The 20,693-nt window shown below is 56.3% G+C and carries 14 protein-coding genes; 9 read left to right on the top strand and 5 right to left on the bottom strand.

The window, feature by feature from the left end:
- Nucleotides 1-88: 88 nt before the first annotated feature.
- Entirely contained in the window at nucleotides 89-481 is a 393-nt protein-coding gene (locus K0B93_RS15925) for a hypothetical protein (protein WP_219868256.1), read from the bottom strand.
- 495 nt (nucleotides 482-976) lie between these two features.
- Here K0B93_RS15925 and rmuC point away from each other — a divergent pair, with 495 nt between their 5' ends.
- On the top strand, nucleotides 977-2,401 hold the full coding sequence (gene rmuC / locus K0B93_RS15920; protein ID WP_219868671.1) for a DNA recombination protein RmuC: 1,425 nt from the start codon (nucleotides 977-979) through the stop codon (nucleotides 2,399-2,401).
- Between the two features lie 5 nt (nucleotides 2,402-2,406).
- Nucleotides 2,407-3,264 (top strand): hypothetical protein, encoded by an 858-nt coding sequence (locus tag K0B93_RS15915; RefSeq protein ID WP_219868255.1) that lies wholly within the window; start codon nucleotides 2,407-2,409, stop codon nucleotides 3,262-3,264.
- A 6-nt stretch (nucleotides 3,265-3,270) separates the two neighbouring features.
- On the opposite strand, the gene K0B93_RS15910 is transcribed toward K0B93_RS15915, so the two are convergent.
- Nucleotides 3,271-4,290, bottom strand: a complete 1,020-nt coding sequence (locus tag K0B93_RS15910; protein WP_219868254.1) for an AraC family transcriptional regulator — start codon at nucleotides 4,288-4,290, stop codon at nucleotides 3,271-3,273.
- A gap of 197 nt (nucleotides 4,291-4,487) precedes the next feature.
- Here K0B93_RS15910 and K0B93_RS15905 point away from each other — a divergent pair, with 197 nt between their 5' ends.
- Both K0B93_RS15905 and K0B93_RS15900 read left to right on the top strand, forming a co-directional pair.
- Nucleotides 4,488-5,558, top strand: coding sequence for a CaiB/BaiF CoA transferase family protein (locus K0B93_RS15905; protein WP_219868253.1), 1,071 nt, complete (start codon nucleotides 4,488-4,490; stop codon nucleotides 5,556-5,558).
- Between the two features lie 28 nt (nucleotides 5,559-5,586).
- Nucleotides 5,587-8,385: a penicillin acylase family protein gene (locus K0B93_RS15900; protein ID WP_228743565.1), complete on the top strand. Its 2,799-nt coding sequence runs from the start codon at nucleotides 5,587-5,589 to the stop codon at nucleotides 8,383-8,385.
- Between the two features lie 209 nt (nucleotides 8,386-8,594).
- On the opposite strand, the gene K0B93_RS15895 is transcribed toward K0B93_RS15900, so the two are convergent.
- Together K0B93_RS15895 and K0B93_RS15890 are read right to left on the bottom strand one after the other, a co-directional pair.
- Nucleotides 8,595-11,552: a hypothetical protein gene (locus K0B93_RS15895; RefSeq protein ID WP_219868252.1), complete on the bottom strand. Its 2,958-nt coding sequence runs from the start codon at nucleotides 11,550-11,552 to the stop codon at nucleotides 8,595-8,597.
- 353 nt (nucleotides 11,553-11,905) lie between these two features.
- Nucleotides 11,906-12,679, bottom strand: a complete 774-nt coding sequence (locus K0B93_RS15890) for an enoyl-CoA hydratase (RefSeq protein ID WP_219868251.1) — start codon at nucleotides 12,677-12,679, stop codon at nucleotides 11,906-11,908.
- A gap of 182 nt (nucleotides 12,680-12,861) precedes the next feature.
- Between K0B93_RS15890 and K0B93_RS15885 the strand changes: the two genes are divergently transcribed.
- The gene (locus K0B93_RS15885) at nucleotides 12,862-14,376 is read left to right on the top strand and encodes a fumarate hydratase (RefSeq protein ID WP_219868250.1); all 1,515 of its coding nucleotides are present in this window, start codon (nucleotides 12,862-12,864) and stop codon (nucleotides 14,374-14,376) included.
- A 65-nt stretch (nucleotides 14,377-14,441) separates the two neighbouring features.
- Here K0B93_RS15885 and K0B93_RS15880 read toward each other — a convergent pair whose 3' ends face one another.
- A complete protein-coding gene (locus K0B93_RS15880; RefSeq protein WP_219868249.1) occupies nucleotides 14,442-15,896 on the bottom strand; it encodes a protein adenylyltransferase SelO in 1,455 nt (484 codons plus the stop codon).
- A gap of 74 nt (nucleotides 15,897-15,970) precedes the next feature.
- On the opposite strand from K0B93_RS15880, the gene K0B93_RS15875 reads away from it, so the two are divergent.
- From K0B93_RS15875 to K0B93_RS15860, 4 genes are read left to right on the top strand one after another with little or no spacing between them, the layout of a single operon-like run.
- Nucleotides 15,971-16,909, top strand: coding sequence for a hypothetical protein (locus K0B93_RS15875; protein WP_219868248.1), 939 nt, complete (start codon nucleotides 15,971-15,973; stop codon nucleotides 16,907-16,909).
- 12 nt (nucleotides 16,910-16,921) lie between these two features.
- Complete coding sequence (locus K0B93_RS15870) at nucleotides 16,922-17,725, top strand: HAD-IIB family hydrolase (RefSeq protein WP_219868247.1); 804 nt, start codon at nucleotides 16,922-16,924, stop codon at nucleotides 17,723-17,725.
- A gap of 17 nt (nucleotides 17,726-17,742) precedes the next feature.
- Nucleotides 17,743-18,966, top strand: a complete 1,224-nt coding sequence (locus K0B93_RS15865) for a glycosyl transferase (RefSeq protein WP_219868246.1) — start codon at nucleotides 17,743-17,745, stop codon at nucleotides 18,964-18,966.
- Nucleotides 18,963-20,693, top strand: a complete 1,731-nt coding sequence (locus tag K0B93_RS15860) for a sugar phosphorylase (protein WP_219868245.1) — start codon at nucleotides 18,963-18,965, stop codon at nucleotides 20,691-20,693. The genes K0B93_RS15865 and K0B93_RS15860 overlap by 4 nt, the downstream gene beginning before the upstream one ends.

The raw sequence follows: 20,693 nt of genomic DNA, 5'->3' as shown, positions 1-20,693 counted from the left end.
GTATACAACAACCAAAGTGTGTAGTTGCTTTACAGTTGGTTAAGAGGGCAGATTTTTCGAGTGAGTCTCACGTTTGAGGCGTAAGTGATTACCGGAATGGAAAGTTAGCGTCTCCAAGAGAGGTTTCGGAGCGCAGAAATTCCTGAATCACCGGAGAGCAGTTCAGGTAGAACAGCAGGAGCTCCCGTTGCACGTCCTGGTCCTGAATTCTGGCCGCGTAACTGATCAGCTCGCGGATGGCCTCATCACTGCCGGATTTGTTGTCCGACGGCTCGAAACTCTTGCTATAGCGGGCTTTCAAGAGGCTGGTCAGGCGTTCGAGGTGGAATTCCCCGGTGTGGGTGATGTGCGGGAGAATGCGAAAGCCCCCTGATCTTGTGCCAGAGCCACAGGATCCGAACAATGCGGAATCCGCATCGCCCGCCGTGCAGTCCGGTTGCATGAAGTCTGTTCCCAGTTTTCGCCAGAGTTCTTTCAACATGATCAGTAGTCCATTTGCGATCCTGTTCGCGCCCGTGAAGCCGTTAAAAAAACGTAATGCCTCAAGGCACAGGAACCTTTTACCCTTTTAGACGATATTACGTGTCGCGTCCACAAACAGATTCAGCCGGTTTGTGGATTTGCTACGCAGTCGATATCACAACGGTGATCCGTAAAGCCTGCCACGGCTTGGTGCGAAAAAGGTTCCATTGATGAGGTAGACTGTAACTTTGGGGCATAATTCCGCTTTCGTTACCAAACACAAGCAGATACAGGAGTGCGCGCAGTGCCAGAGGCTGTCACCGATTTGATGGTATCCCGGCCTGATCTCATGGCCGGCTGGATGGGTGTAATGGTGATCGCAGTGTGTGTGTTGGCCGTGGTGGCGATTCGCGCAAATTTGGAAGGGCGCAAGCTGGCGGTCGACCTGGAAACTCTGGCAACGGCCCGTGATGACGTCGAACGGTTGCTTCGGGAGGCTCAGCACGAGAATGCGATGGATCGACAGCAAACGGAATACCTGGAAAAGGCTCTGGAGGAGCAGGGAGCCCGTCTCGCAAAGCATGAACAGGATCTCGAACACTGGCGGCAGCGCGCCACAGGGCTGGAGAATCGTGTTGCCGGCCTGGAGTCCGATCTGGAGGGGCGCAGAACGCGAATCGGCCAGCTGGAAGGTGAGCGTGAGAGCCAGCAACAGCGGTCAGAAGCGTTGTCCAGAGAACTGCATGCGGCTCAGGTTGCGTTGCGTGAGCAGGAGGTCACCCTGGACAAGGAGCGGCGTGCCACGACAGAGAAGCTTGAACTCCTGGAAAGGAACCGTGATGCGCTGAAGCAGGAGTTCGAAAACCTCGCCAACAAGATCTTCGAGCAGAAGAGCGAACGTTTCAGCCAGCAGACACGTACCAGCCTTGATACTTTGCTGAACCCGTTCCGGGACCAGTTGCAGGACTTCCGCAAGCGGGTGGAAGACGTTTACACCACCGAGACCCGTGATCGTCAGGCATTGAGGAGTGAGATCAAGTCCCTTCAGGATCTGAATCGTCAGATCACGGAAGAAGCTTCGAACCTGACTCGCGCGCTGAAAGGGGACAAAAAAATCCAGGGCAACTGGGGCGAGCTGATTCTTGAGCGGGTTCTGGAAAAGTCCGGCCTTCGCAAGGGGGTGGAATACGACACTCAAGGTAGCTACCGCGACGCTGACAATCAGCTGCTTCGTCCTGACGTGGTTGTTCACCTCCCGGACAGCCGGAATCTGATTATCGACTCCAAGGTGTCCCTGTTGGCGTATCAGCAGTGGGCAACCGAGGAGGATGATGCCGTCCGTGAAAAAGCGCTCAAAGAGCATGTAGAGGCGGTCAGGAACCACATTCGCACACTGAGCGAAAAGGACTACAGTCAGTTAAACGGGTTGCATTCGCCGGACTTCGTGTTGCTGTTCATGCCCATTGAGCCTGCGTTCGTGGCAGCATTTCAGCAGGACGAGAACCTCTTCGCGGAAGCGTTTGAGCGAAAGATTATCGTGGTAACACCAACCACACTGCTGGCAACGCTCAGGACCATTGAAAACATCTGGCGTTATGAACGGCAAAGCCAGAATGCCCGTCGTATCGCTGACCGGGCCGGCGCAGTCTACGACAAGCTGCGGGTTTTTGTGGAGGCGATGGAGCGTCTCGGGGGCCAATTACATACGGCACAGGGCACGTACGATTCGGCGATGAACACGCTCACTCGTGGGCGGGGGAACCTGATCTCACAGGCCAACCGGTTTGTTGAGCTTGGTGTCAGGGTTAAAAAAGAGCTTCCCAAGGGCATTATGGATCAGGCGGAAGTGGATGCCGGAGACGTTCCGGACATCGACGACGAATTTGACGAGTCAGAGACGGAAGAGTCAGCGATTGGCGCGGATAATCAGCAGGAGTAGATGGCATGGCAGTAACGTATGAAAAAGGTCGTCAACTGGCCCGTGGGCTGGTTCTGGCGTCGACATTGCTGGCGGGGCAAGCAATGGCATTGGCTCCGGAGCATGAGATGCGTCGTCTGATGCTGGCAACAGAGGAAGCTGTGGCTGCGGAGAGTTGGGGAGAAGCCGGCGAATACCTGAATCGACTGCAACAGCTTGAAGGCAGCAAACCGGCGGATTATTTTTACTACCGCGGCCGGGTCATGTATCAGGCCAAACATCTCAATGAGGCTCAATCCGCGCTGGAAGCCTATGTAACGTCCGCGGGCACGGAAGGGAGTCATTACCAGGAAGCACTCAAGCTGATTACCGAAGTGGAGAAGGCTCGGAGTGAAAAGGCGCAGGCGCCACAGTCCTCTAATGGCAACGGCGGTAAAATCGCGGTGATTGAGCCCGCCGGTGATCAGCAGGTCTCGTCATTGAGGAAGCTTTACCTGGTGGATACCGACAGGGAAGCACTCACCTTGCATCTCAACAGTTTGCTGGAAGTGGCGGGATGGCGCGAAGACCAGACGATAGTGCAGGTGGATAAGCCGGCTGACATCGAATATCGGATCAGCGCGGACGAGAGCTCCATCAACGTTCAGGAAATTCGCCGTGATGCCGACGGTCGCGTCGTGAGGAAAAACCAGAACCTGTCGGTCTACGGCATTAATCCCCAGGTGGAGTGGGCCTGCGAGGCGGCCGCCACCACGTGCTGGGTCTATGATCCCAGGGACGGTTCGCGGTTGCTGCAACTGGCCATGAACCGCCAGCGGACTCAGGAAATCGCGCAAACCATGGGGCGTCTTATTCGCAACCTTCAGGACCCGACGGGGTCCTGAAGGACCTCATTCCTGCAGATTTCCCCGTTCGCCCTCCCGGTAAGCCCCCGGAGTAACACCGGTCCACTTCTTAAAGGCCCGGTGGAAGGTTGAGGGCTCGGTGAAGCCGACCTTGCCGGCAATGTCGTTGATTGGCAATTCCTGCCGCCCAAGATAGTAGATGGCCATGTCCCGGCGTAGCAGATCCTTGATCTCCTGAAACGATGTGTTCTCCTGTTTCAGCCGTCGCCGGAGGGTCTGAGGGCTGGTGTGCAATTCTGCGGCGATCCATTCGAAGTCTGGCAGCGGTTTCGAGAAATCCCGCCCGATCAGCGTCCGAATCCGGCCGGTAAACGTGTTGCTTTCATCGGGTCTCGACAGCAGGTCTGCCGGCGAGGTTTTCAGAAATTGCCGCATTTCCGACCGGTCCCGGATCACCGGGGCCGTGAGAAAGCGTTTGTCGAAAGTCAGCGCGGTACGATCGGATTCAAATTCCAGCGGGCAGTGAAAAATATGCCGGTACTCGTCGCCATGTGGCGGCCGGGGATAGTCAAATTCTGCCTTCTCGAGTTCAACCGGCTGGCCAATGAGCCAGCTTCCGAGCCGGTGCCAGATTACCAGCAGGCTTTCCCGCAGAAAGTAGGAGGGATCGTGAATGTCGCCTTCAATCCGGGTTTCCAGTTGGGCAGACGGGCCTTCCGTGACCAGTTCCATGGTTACCATGGGCTCGAACAACCTTGAGAACTGGAAGGCCTGCCGGTAGACCGCCTCGAGATTGGGGCAGTCGATAACCAGGGCGCACATGGTCGCGAAGGTGCCGCTGCGCGCGCGTCGAGGGCCCAGCCCCATGAATTCGTCATCAAGCCGGTGCCACAACACCTGCATTAGCTGGCTGAATTGATCGCTGCTGACCCGGGCCATCTCGATGCGCAGCAGGTCCGGGGAGATGTCGGCTTCCCGCAGCATCTCGTTAGTATCGAAGCCAAGACGCTCGGCCCCAGCCAGTGCGGCCTGAACGAAGTGCTTTGAAACCGTCAGGTTGGACATTTTACTCGCCATTCCATGTAAACGAGACCCATCATAAAACCCCAGTAGAACAATGCAACCAAGGGTATATCAGTAAGCTGGAAGAATTGGCCAATTGGAATGACGGAACCGGCGGTTGGCCCGGTTGGCAAAACCGTGCAGCATGAGAAACTCTGATTACCCTGACAAAAAGAAACCGACCACGTAAGGAGAACAGCATGGCAGGCCCCTTGACCTCACTGAAAGTCCTGGACTTCAGCACCCTGTTGCCTGGCCCCTATGCGACCATGATGCTGGCAGACATGGGCGCGGAGGTGCTGCGAATTGAGGCACCGGACAGGGTGGACCTGACCAAGGTGATGCCGCCGTTTGACGGGAAAATCAGCACCGCGTTTTCCTATCTGACACGGGGTAAGGAAACCCTCCAGCTGAATCTCAAACAGACCGAGGCCGTTGAGAAAGTGAAGGAGTTGGTTCGGGACTACGACATCGTGGTCGAGCAGTTTCGGCCGGGTGTTATGGACCGCCTGGGTATCGGGTATGACACGCTCAAGGCGATCAATCCCCAACTCATCTACTGCGCCATCACCGGATACGGCCAGACGGGCCCCTACCGGAACCGTGCCGGCCACGACATCAACTACCTGTCGCTGGCCGGGGTCAGCAGCCACTGTGGCCGCGCCGATAGCGGCCCCCCTCCCATGGGTATCCAGGTGGCCGATGTGGCCGGTGGCTCGCACCACGCCGTCATGGGCATTCTCGCTGCCGTCATCGAGCGCCAGCAGACCGGGGAAGGGCAGTTTGTCGACATCAGCATGACCGATGCCGCCTTCGCGTTGAATGCCATGTCCGGTGCCGCCTGCCTCGCCGGTGGGCAGGAACAGGCGCCTGAAACCGCCCTTCTTAATGGTGGTTCGTTCTACGATTATTACCGAACCCGGGACAACCGTTGGCTGTCCATCGGCAGCCTCGAACCCCAGTTCTCCGCGCGCCTCTGTGAGACCCTTGTCCTGAGCGAGATGAAGAGCCTTGCCCTGAGCCAGAACCCGGAACATCAGCAGACGTTAAAAGCGGCGCTAAAGGAAAAGGTTTCGGAAAAGACGCTCGCGGAATGGCAGGAAATCTTCGCGGACCAGGATGCGTGTGTGGAACCGGTGCTGACTATTTCGGAGGCGGCTGAGCATCCGCAGTTGAAAGCACGGGGTATGGTGATTGAGGTTGACCGGGGGGATGGTACGCAACAACGGCAACTCGGATTCCCCATCAAGTTTGAGAAAGCATCCTCCTAGGCCCACCTGAACCGGGCGGCGACAAAGGATGAAGGCGCCGCCTCCTTTCAAATCATCAAGTGAATTCCTGTTCCGTTATTTTCTGGTCGAACTCGGGGGCTCTGCTAGTTTTATTAGTGTTGCCGGAAACGGTGAATCCGTAGTGAACAAGTATAAGGATGACACTATGAAAAACTGGACTAAACGCGGAGGTTGGGGCGGGCGAAGCCTGGCACTCGTATTGATAGGCAGTGGGTTCTTAACGGGTTGTTTTGATGGCGATAGCTCCTCTGGAGGCTCTGGGAACACTGTTGATACCAATCTTTTCCCGGCGGATGGTCAATTAGAAGCGACCATCCGCCGTACCACGGGTGGTGTACCTCATATTACGGCCGACAATCTCAAATCGGCGGCTTTTGGCCATGGTTACGCTCAAGCGCAGGACAATGTGTGTGTACTGGCAGAGGCAATAGTAAAAGCCCGCAGCGAACGGGCGAAGTACTTTGGGCCGGGGCCAGATGATATAAATATTATCAACGACTTTAGTTACAAGGCCCAGAAAATTCTGAGTGGTGCTGAGGCTGAATTCTCGTCTCTCAGCGATGAATCCAAAGCTCTGATCGAAGGGTTTGCCGAGGGCTACAATAAGTTCGTGGCCGAAACTGATCCTGCTGACTTACCGACTGAATGCAGAGACCAGCCTTGGGTGAAGCCAATTACACCGGTAGACCTATTTGCTCACTATCGGGTTGTTGGTCAATATGCCAGCGGCGCTCTTTTTGCGACAGGCGCTGTTTTTCTTGCTGTTCCTCCTGAAGGGGCGGTCGCTCCTCAAGTGGTCGCACAGACATCCTCCGATGATAGTGGACAACTGGCGCGGCGGATTGCTGCTAACGCGCGGGTCAGCGCAGAACAGGCGGATAATTTCCAGGATATGGGCTTGGCTAGTAACGCATGGGGTATTGGTAAGGAGCTTTCCGAAAGCGGGAAGGGAGCCTTATTGGCTAACCCGCACTTTCCATACACCGGCCATCGACGACTTTATCAGGTTCAAATGACTGTCCCAGGTTATCTCAACACGATGGGGGCGGGGCTACTTGGAACCGCGATACCGCTGATTAATTTCAATGAAAATCTTGGATGGTCCCACACTGTAACCACCAGTCGGCGATTCACGCTCTATGAGTTGACGCTAAAGTCGGGGGATAATCTCACCTACATCAAGGATGGCGAGGAACGCCCTATTACGTCTGAGACCTTCCAAGTAGAAGTGTTTAATGGTTCCCCCACGCCAACCGTCCTTGAGCGTAAATTCTATTACTCCGAGTATGGTCCAATGCTGTCGGCGAACGCCGTAACACAGGGAGGTCTGCCGACATGGGGCGCGGATGGCACGGCGTATACATACAGGGACGCAAACGCCGGTACCACCAAACTTCTGGATACCTGGCTGCAGATGAGTCGGGCCAAGAATCTGGAGGAATTCCAGCAGGTATTCCGTGATTGCGGTACCACATTTTGGACCAATTCCACCTACGCAGACGACGAAGGCAATGCCTTCTACATCGATAGTAGTTCGGTGCCGAATCTGTCTGACGCGGCGCTTGCAGTTGTTCAGTTTAAGCGTCAGGCCAGCGAGGCCTATAATCAGCTCTTTAATGCCGGCCTGACATTGCTCGACGGCGATACCTCAAGGGATGATTGGGTTGAGGGCGAATGTGACGGTTTGGTTCCCTATGACGATAAACCAAAGTTGTTGCGGGCGGATTGGGTTCAAAACTCAAATGACAGTTATTGGTCTACCAATCCTGCTCAATTTCTGACCGGTTATTCGCCGTTATTCGGGCCTGAAGAGTCTGAACTGGGTCCCAGGACGCGCCTTGGCATCACGATGCTGCAGAATCCGCTGTCGGCAGGTCCAGTGTCACCGACTGCGCCGTTGCCAGCAGGCCAGGATGGCAAATTTGGGGCTGAAGATCTGGTTAACGTTATCTATAACAATCGGGCTTGGTACACGGATGAGTTCCTTGCCGAACTGAGGACTCGTTGCACAGCGATTGGCGCGACAGCGGTCAATCTCCCCAGCGGAGGTTCGCGAACCGTTGACGAGGCGTGCGGTGTTTTGCAATCTTGGGACGGGCTCTACAATGTTGATAGCGTTGGCGCCCACGTGTTCCGGGTATTCATCGCGAATTACCGCGACAGCTTCGCTTCGGATCTTACTGTAGCCTTTGATCCTACTGAGCCTGTTAATACCCCTTCAACACCTTCGAGTACCGGTGAAGGTGGTCCTGACGATGTGATGCTCCAGGCTCTTGCCGTGGGACTAGAGACTCTCGATTCGGTAAATATCGCCTACGATGTCGCTCTAGGTTCTGTTCAGTACTACCAGCCATCGGGTGGGGCATTACCCGGGCTTCCAGGCGGTAGTTTGAGCGGTGGCACGCCAAGTGATCTCGGCAATTCCTTCCCGTGGCATGGTGGTGATGGTTCAGTAGATGGCGCTTTCAATGCAATTGGTGTAGTAACGGATAATTTTGCACAGGACACGCGCTTCCCGCGCGTTGCACCAAGTACCATTGAAAATACAGCTGGCTTGTCTGACGCTCCGGGCGAGGGTTGGAAAATGGCGCGCGGAACCAGTTGGCATTTTGGATTGGAGTTCACGGACAATGGTCCGGAGGCCTTCGGTCTGATTAGCTACTCGCAATCAACTGACTCGGCGTCTCCATTCTTTAATGACCAAAGCCTGCGTTACTCTGAAAAGAATTACCGTCCAATTCTATTCAAGGAAGCTGATATTGAGGCGAATCTATTGCCGCAGGGTACGGTTTCGCTAACGAACTGACTGGCTGCGGCAAGGTCTCTAGCCTTCGTCGCAAGCCCAGGAGCGATGAGCAATCGATCTGGCTCTTTCCACTAATAGATTTAGCGCTTTCTGATTAAGCCAGTTCCCTCGGGGTGCTGGCTTTTTTGTGAGCAGGTTGGGAGGCTTTGGTACTGTTCTCAAGACAAAAAAAGGGACGGCCTAGGCCGTCCCTTTTTTTACGTTAGCGGTTAGTCCTGCTGAACGATTTCGGTGATGTCTGGATCCGCGTCCATGAAATTGAGGATCACAGCACCGCCTCCAGTTGCCGTGACGGTAGCCGTTTGGCGAACCATCTCGGCAAACACTCGCTCATCAAGCGGGCCCCCTTGGGGAAGAACAGGTGTTCCGTGGGTGCCCTCTGTATAGCGAGTGATCGCTGCATCGGCAAGTGGTACTCCGGTCGCCCCTGTAAGTGGGCCTGTAGTGATGCCCAGATCCACCTCGTTTGCATTCGTGACTGCAGTTGCGCCAAGCAACTCCGCGAATGGTTCAGTACCCGAGAGGTAAGCTTCAAATGCATTGCCAAGGGGATTCGCTAGTGCATCGTTCGGGATAACCTGGTCACCGTTAACCTGGGAGAGCAGAACCTTTGAGCCTGAGTTATTCAGATCATCCGCAAAGTTGATTGGATCCGCTGAGTCCACGGCTGCCTGGAAAACGTTGAAGAACGTTTCGAGATTGGCATCGCCTTGCTCAAGTCCTGCGGCGGCTTGAAGGCCACCGAGGATCGAAGGTGCGAACGCTGGAGAGTTCTCCAGCAGGCGGACGATGCCAGCTCCCGGGGTCAGGAAGTGTGAGGCCACAAGGTCGTCGGCAGTGTCAGCCGATGAATTGGCGACTGCCGCGAAAGGCGCGCCAACAATGGTCGCCATGGAGTGGCCGGTAAAGTAAACGGGCCCTCCAAGATCCCCAGCGGAGTCGCCGTTAATATCCAGGCCTGCGAGTGACTCCCGCAGATTCAAGAGATCCAGCACCGCTTGCCGCAGCTTGTCGCGGGTATTGGTAAAGTTGGTCAGGTTGATAAACAGGCTGCCAGACTGGCCGGAAGTGGCCGTCATCGGGACAGGCTGACTTGCCGCGCCAGCTGTGAAGTTGAAGTGACGCTCATTCTCCGTTTGCGCCAGACCTGGAACGGTACTCCCAGCATTGGCGACAGCATTCTCCAGTCCGATAGCTCCTGCCAGTGTTTGCTGTGCTTCCACACCTACATCTCCAGCCAGAACGGTACTGATGGCATTCTGGATTTGTGTAGGGTCCGTTGGATCTGTGATGCCGAGACTGTTCGTGCCACCGGTTGAGGCGTCAACCTGGGCCTGGATTTGGAGCAGTACGCCTACCTTGAACGTGCCAGCAATTACGGCATCAATGGTTGCCTGCGTCTCAGCAGTGACGATCGGCGCGTCGTTTGCGTCCAGTTCCGGTTGGGGAACAACGCCGCCTGCAACAAGCAGGGTCAGAGCCAGGCTCTGCTGCTCTTCAGCGCTAAATGGAGTCACACCGTGCAACGGCTGATCAATAGCAACAACAGCAACGTTGGCATTTGCAGCTAGCGCGCTACCGAAGGTGAGGGCGGCGCTGCGATCGGTAGTGATGCCGTGCATGTAGATGACTGTTTCGAGCTGCGACACACCATCCCACGTTGTTGGATACAGAACCATCACAGGTACGGTTTGGCCAGCATTGGTTGCTTCGGGGAATGGGAAGCGGTAGTTCACAACATCGCTAACCGACTTGTCAGACTGCGCTAGCTGAACGCCCAGTTGATCGCCAATAACTGACGCAGCAGTCAGATCCGCAGTGAAATCGCTGCTGTTGATTACAGCACCTTCGGCTTCAGTTTGGCCGGTAGGAATACCCAAGTAATATGGCAAATCGATTGTGCCCTGGACGATATTTACTTGACCAAAGTCCACGAACTGACTTGCTACTGCCGATACCAGCGTTACGTCTTGAGGGGCTCCGAATGTGGCGCTTCCACTGCGGTCGCCCGGATTAGGCAAAAGTGCACCAAGACCGGCATTCAGCGCGTCTGCCGTGGCGTCTGGGTTAGCCGTTGCCTCTGCAGTAGCAGCAGCAGTACTCAGTGTGATGAAATCAGTCTCGCCGGCTTCCAGGGCAGCTTTAACGCCAGCAACTCGCGCGGCACCAGCTACGGTATCCCGGAAGTAAGTTGTCGGATCGGCGATGTATTTCAGTACCTCCTCGTCATTGGAAGTCGTAAAGCTGTAGGAAAGGGCGATGTCTTCGGCAGACAATGCCTCAGGACGAGTGGTGTTATTCAGGCCGAAGTAGCTGCTCGCGACAGCTTCCCAAAAGTCGTTAATGATCGTGCGGACCGGCGCAAGCGTTGAACTACCAAGTGGTTGCTCTGGATCGGTCAGGTTGCTGTAGCTCGGTGACGCGATGATTGGATCACCGTTTACATCCAATACTTCTTTGGTCACTACGACGAGGTAGCGCTTCTTGGGGTTCAGCGGAACAGTTGGGTGAATTCGAATCGCCGAAGTCCCATCCAGTGTGACCACTTCATGGGTATAAGTTGGATTCTGGGCAAGATCCGCCAGGTAGGCACCGGCTTCGGCCTGGCCTCGAAGAGATAGATCCTGTGGCAGAGCGCCTGCTGCAACCTGCGCAGTTATGGCCAAAGGAATGGTGGGTGGCTCACCCATGCCCAGCCCTTGTACCGGGTCGCCGCTTGCGTATGCTAGCTCAATCAGGAATACGTTTTGGTTGGGGTTTGGCACAGGCCGTGGGCCAGCTTCCGTTTGCACGATAATGAATGGTCGAGAATCGACCGAATTGGGATCAATCTGGCCATTCAGACGAACAACGGCTGGAGCGACAGTTGATGCACCACTCAGCTCGTTTAGAGCGGAGGTTACAGGTGGGGCGCTGTCGGCAACGCTGAAGGTTCCATCAGCTTCGATAATGGCCGTGCTCGGATCATCCGACTTGAATATAAGATCGTTAGGAAGAGGAAGCGCACTGGTAACCGGGTTAAAAATGGGCCAGGTTTTTCCATCGATAGCCGGGTTATTGATCCTGTAATCCGGATTAGCATTCGCCCCAGAATCGCCGCTATCAAAGCAGCCTGAAAGTCCAAGGGAAGACGCCACGGCAACACTTATTAGAGTTTTCTTGAACATGGGTGGAACCTTTTCCTGTTGTTGTGTCGTTATGTTCGGCAGCTGACGGGGCCGGTCTGATCCGGTAAGCCCGTTGTCAGTGGCCTGTTCTGCTTGAAACTGTTGTCTGAAATTGTAGCCAGCGCTTTGAGCCAATTTCTGTAGCTTTGACTATAGCGACAGTGTGGCAAGTGTTGATCAGCCGAAAGTGTGATTCTGACTCTTTGAAACCTCCCCGCACGGTTGGAGATTGGTCATTGTGCAAAATAGTTGGCACTGAACGGTTTGTCGAGCCGGGGCAGTGTCTGCTTTGTGAGGATTTTTAAGGATTGAGCGCTGTGCCCGCCAGACAGAATTCCGGCGGGCGTGAGGGTCTATTCAAAGGAAGAAAAATCCGGCTGTCGTTTCTCCACAAAGGCCCGGAAGGCCTCGGAGGCTTCGGGTGACTTCAGTCGCTCAGCAAAGAGTTCACCCTCTGCGAGCATGGTTTCCTTCAGCTGGTTCAGGGTGGGGCGATTCAGTAGCTCTTTGGTGGCACGGATGGCTGCTGGCGCCTGGTTTGCCAGCTGTTTGCAGGCGTCGAGGGCCCGTGCCTCGGTTTCAGCGGGCTCGCAGACCCGGTTGATCAGGCCCAGGCGGGCTGCATCGTCTGCGGTAAAGGCGCCGCCCAGCATAAGCAGTTCCGCGGCTCGGGGCCTGCCAATCCAGGAAGGCAGAAGGAGGCTGGAGCCACCTTCCGGGCAAAGTCCGAGGTTCGCGAATGGCATCTGGAACCGGGTGTTGGTGCCGGCAAAAACCAGGTCACAGTGCAGCAGCATGGTGGTGCCGATGCCGACCGCAGGGCCATTGACCGCGGCCACGACGGGTTTCGACGCTGTTGCCAGCAAGAGCAGAAACCGACCGACCGGCGTTTCCTCGAACGCGCCAGGCAAGCCGGTGGCGAATTCGCCCAGGTCATTGCCGGCCGTAAAGCAATCCTCGCTACCCGTGAACAGGACGCAGCGGACGTCCGAATCCTTTTCCGCCGCTGCCAGAGCGTCCCCCAGAGCGGTGTACATTGCGTGGGTGAGCGCATTCTTTCGATCGAGGCGGTTGATGCGAACGGTGAGAATGCGGTCGGATTTTTCGATGAGTACGAGGTCTGTCACGGCGCCTCCAGGGATCATTGTTGTGATTTGATTAGCATGATAGCTTTTTTCCGGCCAGCTATTACAGTCTTTCAAACCGGCTAGGCCGTCTGTCGAATCCCTCGCTTACGGGATTTTCTGGTAAACTCTGTTCCCCATTTTTCGATGACACGAAATAACGATATCAAGCTGATGAGGCGCCTATGACCACCGTAATCCGCCAGGACGACCTGATTGAAAGCGTAGCGGACGCGCTGCAGTTCATTTCCTATTACCACCCGAAGGATTTCATTCAGGGTGTGTATGAGGCTTACCAGAAGGAAGAGTCTCAGGCGGCCAAGGACGCCATGGCCCAGATCCTGATCAACTCGCGCATGTGCGCCGAAGGGCACCGGCCCCTGTGTCAGGACACTGGCATCGTGACGGTATTCGTCAACATCGGCATGAACGTCCAGTGGGATTGCCAAATGCCGCTGGATGACGTGATCAACGAGGGCGTGCGCCGCGCCTATACCCATCCGGATAACGTGCTGCGCGCCTCCATCCTGGACGATCCGGACGGCAAGCGTAAGAACACCGGTGACAACACCCCGGCCATCATCCATTACAAAATGGTTCCGGGTGACACGGTTGAAGTACACGTGGCGGCCAAAGGCGGTGGTTCCGAAGCCAAGTCCAAATTCGCCATGCTGAACCCGTCCGATTCGGTTGTGGACTGGGTTCTTAAGATGGTTCCGCAGATGGGGGCGGGCTGGTGTCCGCCGGGCATGCTGGGCATCGGCATCGGCGGTACCGCCGAGAAGGCAATGGAAATGGCCAAGGAATCCCTGCTGGATCCGATTGACATCCATGATCTGAAAGAGCGCGGCGCATCGAACCGGGCCGAGGAGCTGCGACTTGAGCTGTTCGACAAGGTCAACGACCTGGGTATCGGCGCCCAGGGGCTCGGCGGCCTGACCACCGTTCTGGACGTCAAGGTCAAGGATTACCCGACCCACGCGGCCAACAAGCCGGTGGCAATCATCCCGAACTGTGCCGCGACCCGCCATGCGCACTTCACGCTGGATGGCACTGGGCCGGCCTTGCAGACGCCCCCGAGCCTCGAAGACTGGCCGGAAATCACCTGGGAAGTGGGTGAAAACGTGCGTCGCGTGAATCTGGATACAGTCACTCCGGAGGATGTGAAGGACTGGCAGCCCGGTGAGACCATCCTGCTCTCCGGCAAGATGCTGACCGGCCGAGATGCGGCCCACAAGAAGATGGTCGACATGATCGAGAAGGGCGAGGAACTGCCGGTCGATCTGAAAGGTCGCTTTATTTATTACGTGGGCCCGGTTGATCCGGTGCGCGAAGAAGTGGTCGGCCCCGCCGGTCCTACCACCGCGACGCGCATGGACAAGTTCACCCACACCATGCTGGAGAAGACCGGCCTGACAGGCATGATCGGCAAGGCCGAGCGTGGCCAGGTGGCTATCGACGCCATTCGCGAGTTTGGTGCGGTTTACCTCATGGCCGTGGGTGGGTCCGCCTATCTCGTGTCCAAGGCCATCAAGAAAGCCGAGGTGGTTGCCTTCCCGGAACTTGGGATGGAAGCCATTTACGAGTTCGAAGTTGAGGACATGCCGGTCACCGTTGCGGTGGATTCCCGAGGCTCCTCCGTTCACCAGACCGGCCCCGCTGAATGGCATGAGAAGATCATTGCAGCCAAGGCCGTGTGATCTTCTGGCTTTGAAAGCCAAAAAAGGGTGAAGCTTAGGCTTCGCCCTTTTTTGTGGCTGTGTGGTCAGGAGGAACAGCTGATATTGAGGTGCTTGCCCCAGTCCGGTGGCGGAGCGGCGTATTGCTCGTTTTCGGGCTGTTCGTCGAAGGGACGTTCAAGAACCTTGAGCAATGCCTTCATCGGTTCGTAGTCCCCGTTCTGGGCCTCCTGAATAACCTGCTGTGCCAGGTAGTTGCGCAAAACGTACTTGGGGTTTACCGAACGCATGGCGCTTTCGCGCTCGTCATCGGGGCGGGTCTCATTGTCCAGCCGCTCCTCGTAACGCTTCAGCCACTCATCCGCAACGCTGCGGTCCACGAACAGGTCGCGGATGGGGGCATTGCCGTGGGCGCGAAGATTCGACAGCGCCCGGAAGAACAACGTGTAGTCCACGCGGTGCTCATGGAGCATGCTGAAGGTGTCCATGATCAGGCCCAGATCCGATTCCTGCTCAGCCAGTAGGCCCAGTTTGTTCCGCATGTTTTGCAGGAAACGGGCATTATAGGCGACCTCGTAACAGCGAAGGCCCCGCCGTACATCATCTTCATCCATCACCGGTAACAGCGCGTTAGCCAGGTACTGGCAGTTGGTGAAGCCAACCTGGGGCTGACGGTTATAGGCGTAGCGGCCTCCCTGATCGGTGTGGTTACAGATGTGGCCCGCGTCAAAATCGTCGAGGAAGGCGTAAGGGCCGTAATCAAAGGTGTCGCCGATAATGGACATGTTGTCGCTGTTCATCACCCCGTGGCAGAAGCCCACCGCCTGCCAGTCGGCAATCAGCCGGGCAGTGCGCTCCACCACCTCTTCGAACCAGCGCCGGTGTCTCTCCTCTTCCGGCAGTTCAATCAGTTGGGGGAAATGCAGTGCGATCACATGTTCCATCAGGGTTTTCACAGTCTCCGGGCCCTCATGATGGGCGGCAAACTCAAAGTGTCCGAAGCGGATGTGGCTCTGGGCGACCCTGACCAGGGCGGCCGCAGTTTCGATGGATTCGCGACGCACCGGGTCCTTGGCGCTGATCATAAACAACGCGCGGGTGGTCGGGATCCCGAGGCCTTCCATGGCCTCGCTGCATAAATACTCGCGCACGGTGGAACGAAGCACGGCCCGGCCATCGCCAAAGCGGGAGTAAGGTGTCGTGCCCGCGCCCTTGAGATGCCAGTCCCAACGCCGACCATCCGGCCCCACGGTTTCCCAGAGCAGCAGGCCCCGGCCATCACCCAGCTCCGGGTTGTACATACCGAATTGGTGGCCGGTGTATTTCATGGCAACGGGATCCATGCCCTCGAGGAGTTCTGCGCCGGCACCTACCCGAGTCCATTCCTCCGGGTTGTCGGTGTGGAATCCCATTTGGTCGGCAAGCCCCTCGTTGAAACAGACCATCCGGGGCGCTCGCAGCGGGCTTGGCCGAACCCGAGTGTAGAAACTGTCCGGGAGTTCCAGGTAGCGATGTTCAACACGAAAATCGTTGTTGCTCATAAAATGCCTATACTCCCATTGGTACGAATTCTGCTGATCCCTTTGATTGATACATAAATGTCAGGAACCAAAACGTGTCTGAACGTGAGCTGAAAAAAACCGTTGATGCACTGATTAAGCAGGAAGCGCTTCCGAAGGATTACGCAAGGACTGTCGAACAGACCATCCTCCCGTTGGTCGACCACATTGTCGACCTTCGTCGCCAGGCGGGGGATACAGTTGTCGTGGGTATCCACGGCGCCCAGGGTACCGGCAAGTCCACGTTGACCCTGTTTTTGAAGGAAATACTCAGTACCCATCGCCTCTGCCCTACGGCCAACTTTTCGCTTGATGACATCTACCTTACCAGAGCAGAGCGTCGTGAACTCGCAGACACCGTTCACCCCCTTTTTATCACCCGCGGTGTGCCCGGCACTCATGATGTAGAGCTGGGGCGAGAGGTCATTGAAACGCTCCGGTCTGTCGGCGTAAACGACCGGACTCCGATCCCGGCTTTTGACAAGTCGATCGACGACCGGGTTCCACCCAACGACTGGCCGGTTTTTCAGGGCCCTGCGAGTGTCATTCTGCTGGAGGGGTGGTGCCTTGGAGCCAGTCCCGAGCCGGAGGAGGCCCTTGAGCGGCCCATTAACCGCCTTGAAGCGGATGAGGACGCCCAGGGGGTGTGGCGCACCTATGTAAATGACTGCCTCAAAGGAAGCTATCGCCAGCTGTTTGAGCAGATCGACAGTCTGGTGATGTTGAAAGCGCCATCAATGGAAAGCGTTCAGGAGTGGCGCACCCTTCAGGAACACAAGCTTGCTGCCCGAATTCAGGGGGCACCAAAAAAGAGCGCTGCGATAAGTGTTGCACAAGGCCTGTGCATAATGAGCGACGAAGAGGTTCGTCGCTTCATCATGCACTACGAGCGCGTTACCCGTTCCTGTCTGAAGGAAATGCCGGACCGGGCCGACGTGTTGATTGAGGTGGCTGAGGATCATTCCCTTGGTTTGCCGCGGTTCCGATTAACCTAACGGAGAATTCCCATGACAAAGCCAAGGCTGCTTATTATTTCGGATCTGGATGGCACGTTGCTGAATCACGACAACTATCGCTGGGAGGCGGCGCTTCCCGCGCTCAAAAAGCTCGAAGTGGGTGGCATACCCCTCATTCTCAACTCGAGCAAGACCGCGCCGGAAGTCAGACGCTTGCGGCAGGAGCTGGGGAACAGTGCTCCCTTTATCGTCGAAAACGGTGCAGCGGTGGTGATTCCGGGTCACACATTTGGCAATCCCGGGGAGGAAGTGGTGAATTTTGGGGCATCCCGGTCTGAGGTTCTCGGTGTGCTAGCAACACAAAGGCAGGCGGGCGCCCGGTTTCGGGGCTTCGAGGATATGTCGGCGAAGGAGTTGGCCGAGGTGACCGGCCTGGATGAGGAGTCCGCCGACATGGCCAAGGACCGCCTCGGTACCGAGCCTCTTCTATGGGAGGGCTCAGAGGACGAACTGGCAGAGTTCAAGACGGCGTTAATGGCCGAAAACCTCCGCTTGGTGCAGGGCGGGCGGTTTTATCACGCGATGGGAATCTTTGATAAGGCGGATGGGGCCCGCTTTTTGCTGGATAAATACCGGGAGCAGTATGGCGATGAACCGGTGATTGCCATTGCCCTCGGAGACAGCCCCAATGATCAGCAAATGCTGGAGTCGGCGGATATCCCGGTTGTCATTCGTGGAATTCACAGCGACGAGGTGCAGTTGCCATCGGCCAAACACGCCATGCGCTCCATCAAACCCGGCCCCGAGGGCTGGAATGAGTGCGTACTCAATCTCCTTTTTGAGTACGGATACTAATAAAAAGGAGAGGCGCCATGGGCGACTTTTACCAGAACGGCATTATCACGACCCTGCATAACCTTGTTCGCCGGCCAGTGGAGGACCTTGAAGCGGATTTGATGGAGTTCCGCAAGGCCCGCCCCATGTCCCTGGTCCTGCCGTCGCTCTACTCGGAGCTGGAAGGCCCGGCACTGAAGAATATTGTTCACGAACTCACCAAAGTGCCGTATCTGGAGCAGATCGTCATCGGTCTCGATCGAGCCAACGAAGCGCAGTATCGTCATGCGCTGGAGTACTTTTCCGACCTGCCGCAGAACTTCAGGGTTCTCTGGAACGACGGCCCGCGCATGCGCGGTATTGATCTGAAGCTGCGCGAGCAGAATCTGGCGCCAACGGAGATGGGGAAGGGACGTAACGTCTGGTACTGCTTTGGCTACGTACTGGCCTCCGGTGTCGGAAAATCCGTGGCGCTGCACGATTGCGACATCCTGACCTACTCCCGGGACCTGGTGGCCCGCTTGATCTATCCCGTTGCCAATCCAGGTTTCAACTACATGTTTTGTAAGGGCTACTACGCCCGCGTGGCCGACAGCAAGATGAACGGTCGTGTCAGCCGCCTGCTGGTTACTCCACTCATTCGCGCCCTCAAGAAGGTGTGTGGCCCCAGCGATTTCCTGGATTATCTCGACAGTTACCGCTATCCGTTGGCCGGTGAATTTTCGTTCCGGACAGACGTGATCAACGACCTGAGAATACCCAGTGACTGGGGGCTCGAGATTGGGGTGCTGTCTGAAATGAAACGGAACTACGCCACCAACCGTCTTTGCCAGGTCGACATTGCTGACGTCTACGACCACAAGCATCAGGAGCTCTCTCCCGAAGATGCCAGTCGAGGCCTCTCGAAAATGAGCATGGATATTTCCAAGGCGCTGTTCCGTAAGCTGGCGACCAACGGCGAGATCTTCTCAAGCGAAAAGTTCCGGACCATCAAGGCCTCGTATTTCCGGATTGCGCTCGATTTTGTGGAAACCTACCAGAACGACGCCATCATCAATGGTCTGACGTTCGACCGTCACAAGGAAGAGAAGGCGGTTGAGCTCTTCGCCCAGAACGTGATGCGAGCAGGCGCTTACTTTCTGGATAACCCCATGGACACGCCCTTCATTCCCAGCTGGAACCGGGTTACCAGTGCCATCCCGGACATCAAGGAGCAGTTGTTTGAAGCCGTTGAACTGGATAACCAGGAGTTTCGCCCATGAACCAGCCGCTCAAGGCAAAGCTGGTTGCAATGCTGGAAGTGGTTTATCCGGCACTGGATTGTGATTTTCTGGCCGAGCAACTGCTACAGACCATGGGGTTGGCGCCGAATCAGGCACCACCTCCTGCCCATCAGAACAACTGGGATGAATCCGACATAATTCTGATCACCTACGCGGATACCGTGCAGAAGGCGGATCAGAAACCTCTGGTTACGCTGCGTCAGTTCCTGAATGACTGTCTGGCGGATACCGTGTCAGCGGTCCACATCCTGCCGTTTTTTCCGTACAGCTCGGACGATGGCTTTTCGGTGATGGACTATCTCGCGGTGAACGAATCCCACGGAGACTGGGAAGACATCGAGGCGATTTCCGAAGACTACAAGCTGATGGCTGATCTCGTGGTCAATCACATGTCGGCCCGCAGCCGCTGGTTCGAGAATTTCCGGAAACGTGTGGACCCGGGCAAGGACTATTTCTTTGAAGGTAACCCCAGGGACGACCTGAGTGCTGTGGTTCGTCCCCGTACCTCGCCGTTGCTGAATCCGGTGCAGACGGATGACGGCGAGCGCTACGTCTGGTGCACCTTCAGTGAAGACCAGGTGGACCTGAATTTTGCCAATCCGAAGGTTCTGATCGAGTTTGCCGGCATTATTCGTCATTACCTGGAGCGCGGTGTAATCCTGTTCCGGCTCGACGCCGTGGCCTTTCTCTGGAAAGAGCCGGGGACGCCTTGTATTCATCTGCAGGAGACCCATGAGCTCATCAAGATCATGCGGTTGCTGATTGAGCACCACAGCCCGGACGCGGTGGTGATCACCGAAACCAATGTCCCCAACCGCGAGAACCTGACCTACTTCGGCAACGCCAACGAGGCCCATGTTATCTATAATTTCTCGTTGCCACCGTTGCTGATCAATACCCTGGTAACCGGGGACTGCAAGCACCTGAAAACCTGGCTGATGAGCATGCCGCCGGCGCAGATGGGAACCACCTACCTGAATTTCATTGCGTCCCACGATGGCATCGGCATGCGCCCCACCGATGGTCTGCTGACCGAGGAAGAGAAGCAGCGGCTGATCAACACCCTGGATTCTTTCGGCGGCAAGGTCTCCTACCGCCGGACGGCGGATGGGCGGGACCAGCCCTACGAAGTCAACATTGCGCTCTACGATGCCCTGAAGGGTACGGCAGAGACCGGCGCGGACCACTGGCAGTTACCAAGGTTCCTTTGCGCGCATACGGTCATGCTGGCGTTGGAGGGGATTCCGGCGTTCTACATCCACAGCCTTCTGGCCACCGAAAACGACCTGGAGCGGGTGGAAAATACCGGCCGGCTGAGATCCATTAACCGCAGCCAGTGGCAGCTGGATGAGCTTGAACAGGAGCTTGAGAATCCGTTGAGCCATCACAGTAAGGCCTACCATGAATTGAAACGACTGATCGCTATTCGTCGAAAACAGCCGGCATTCCATCCCAACGCCACCCAGTTCACCTTGCACCTTGGCTTGCAGGTGTTCGGTTTCTGGCGCCAGAGTATGCGCCGTGACCAGTCGATCTTCTGTATTCATAACATCAGTGACGAGGTCCAGCAGATTGCACTGAGCGACATCAACCTGATTGGCACCGATCACTGGCTGGATCTGATCTCCGGCATGACCATTGATGATCTCTCCGGCAGCATTACCCTTAAACCCTATCAAAGCGTCTGGTTGTCCAATCGGGAGTAG

The sequence above is a fragment of the Marinobacter sp. F4218 genome (assembly GCF_019443085.1).
GTDB lineage: Bacteria > Pseudomonadota > Gammaproteobacteria > Pseudomonadales > Oleiphilaceae > Marinobacter > Marinobacter albus.
Note: the sequence above shows the minus strand (reverse complement) of the source record. Positions and strands in the feature narration are given on the sequence as shown.

Coding starts and splice junctions, on each gene's coding strand:
- K0B93_RS15865 (WP_219868246.1), top strand. CDS start 17,743: ATGGGCGACTTTTACCAGAACGGCATTATCACGACCCTGCATAACCTT.
- K0B93_RS15885 (WP_219868250.1), top strand. CDS start 12,862: ATGACCACCGTAATCCGCCAGGACGACCTGATTGAAAGCGTAGCGGAC.
- K0B93_RS15860 (WP_219868245.1), top strand. CDS start 18,963: ATGAACCAGCCGCTCAAGGCAAAGCTGGTTGCAATGCTGGAAGTGGTT.
- K0B93_RS15870 (WP_219868247.1), top strand. CDS start 16,922: ATGACAAAGCCAAGGCTGCTTATTATTTCGGATCTGGATGGCACGTTG.
- K0B93_RS15895 (WP_219868252.1), bottom strand. CDS start 11,552: ATGTTCAAGAAAACTCTAATAAGTGTTGCCGTGGCGTCTTCCCTTGGA.
- rmuC (WP_219868671.1), top strand. CDS start 977: ATGGATCGACAGCAAACGGAATACCTGGAAAAGGCTCTGGAGGAGCAG.
- K0B93_RS15905 (WP_219868253.1), top strand. CDS start 4,488: ATGGCAGGCCCCTTGACCTCACTGAAAGTCCTGGACTTCAGCACCCTG.
- K0B93_RS15925 (WP_219868256.1), bottom strand. CDS start 481: ATGTTGAAAGAACTCTGGCGAAAACTGGGAACAGACTTCATGCAACCG.
- K0B93_RS15880 (WP_219868249.1), bottom strand. CDS start 15,896: ATGAGCAACAACGATTTTCGTGTTGAACATCGCTACCTGGAACTCCCG.
- K0B93_RS15915 (WP_219868255.1), top strand. CDS start 2,407: ATGGCAGTAACGTATGAAAAAGGTCGTCAACTGGCCCGTGGGCTGGTT.
- K0B93_RS15900 (WP_228743565.1), top strand. CDS start 5,587: ATGAAGGCGCCGCCTCCTTTCAAATCATCAAGTGAATTCCTGTTCCGT.
- K0B93_RS15910 (WP_219868254.1), bottom strand. CDS start 4,290: ATGTCCAACCTGACGGTTTCAAAGCACTTCGTTCAGGCCGCACTGGCT.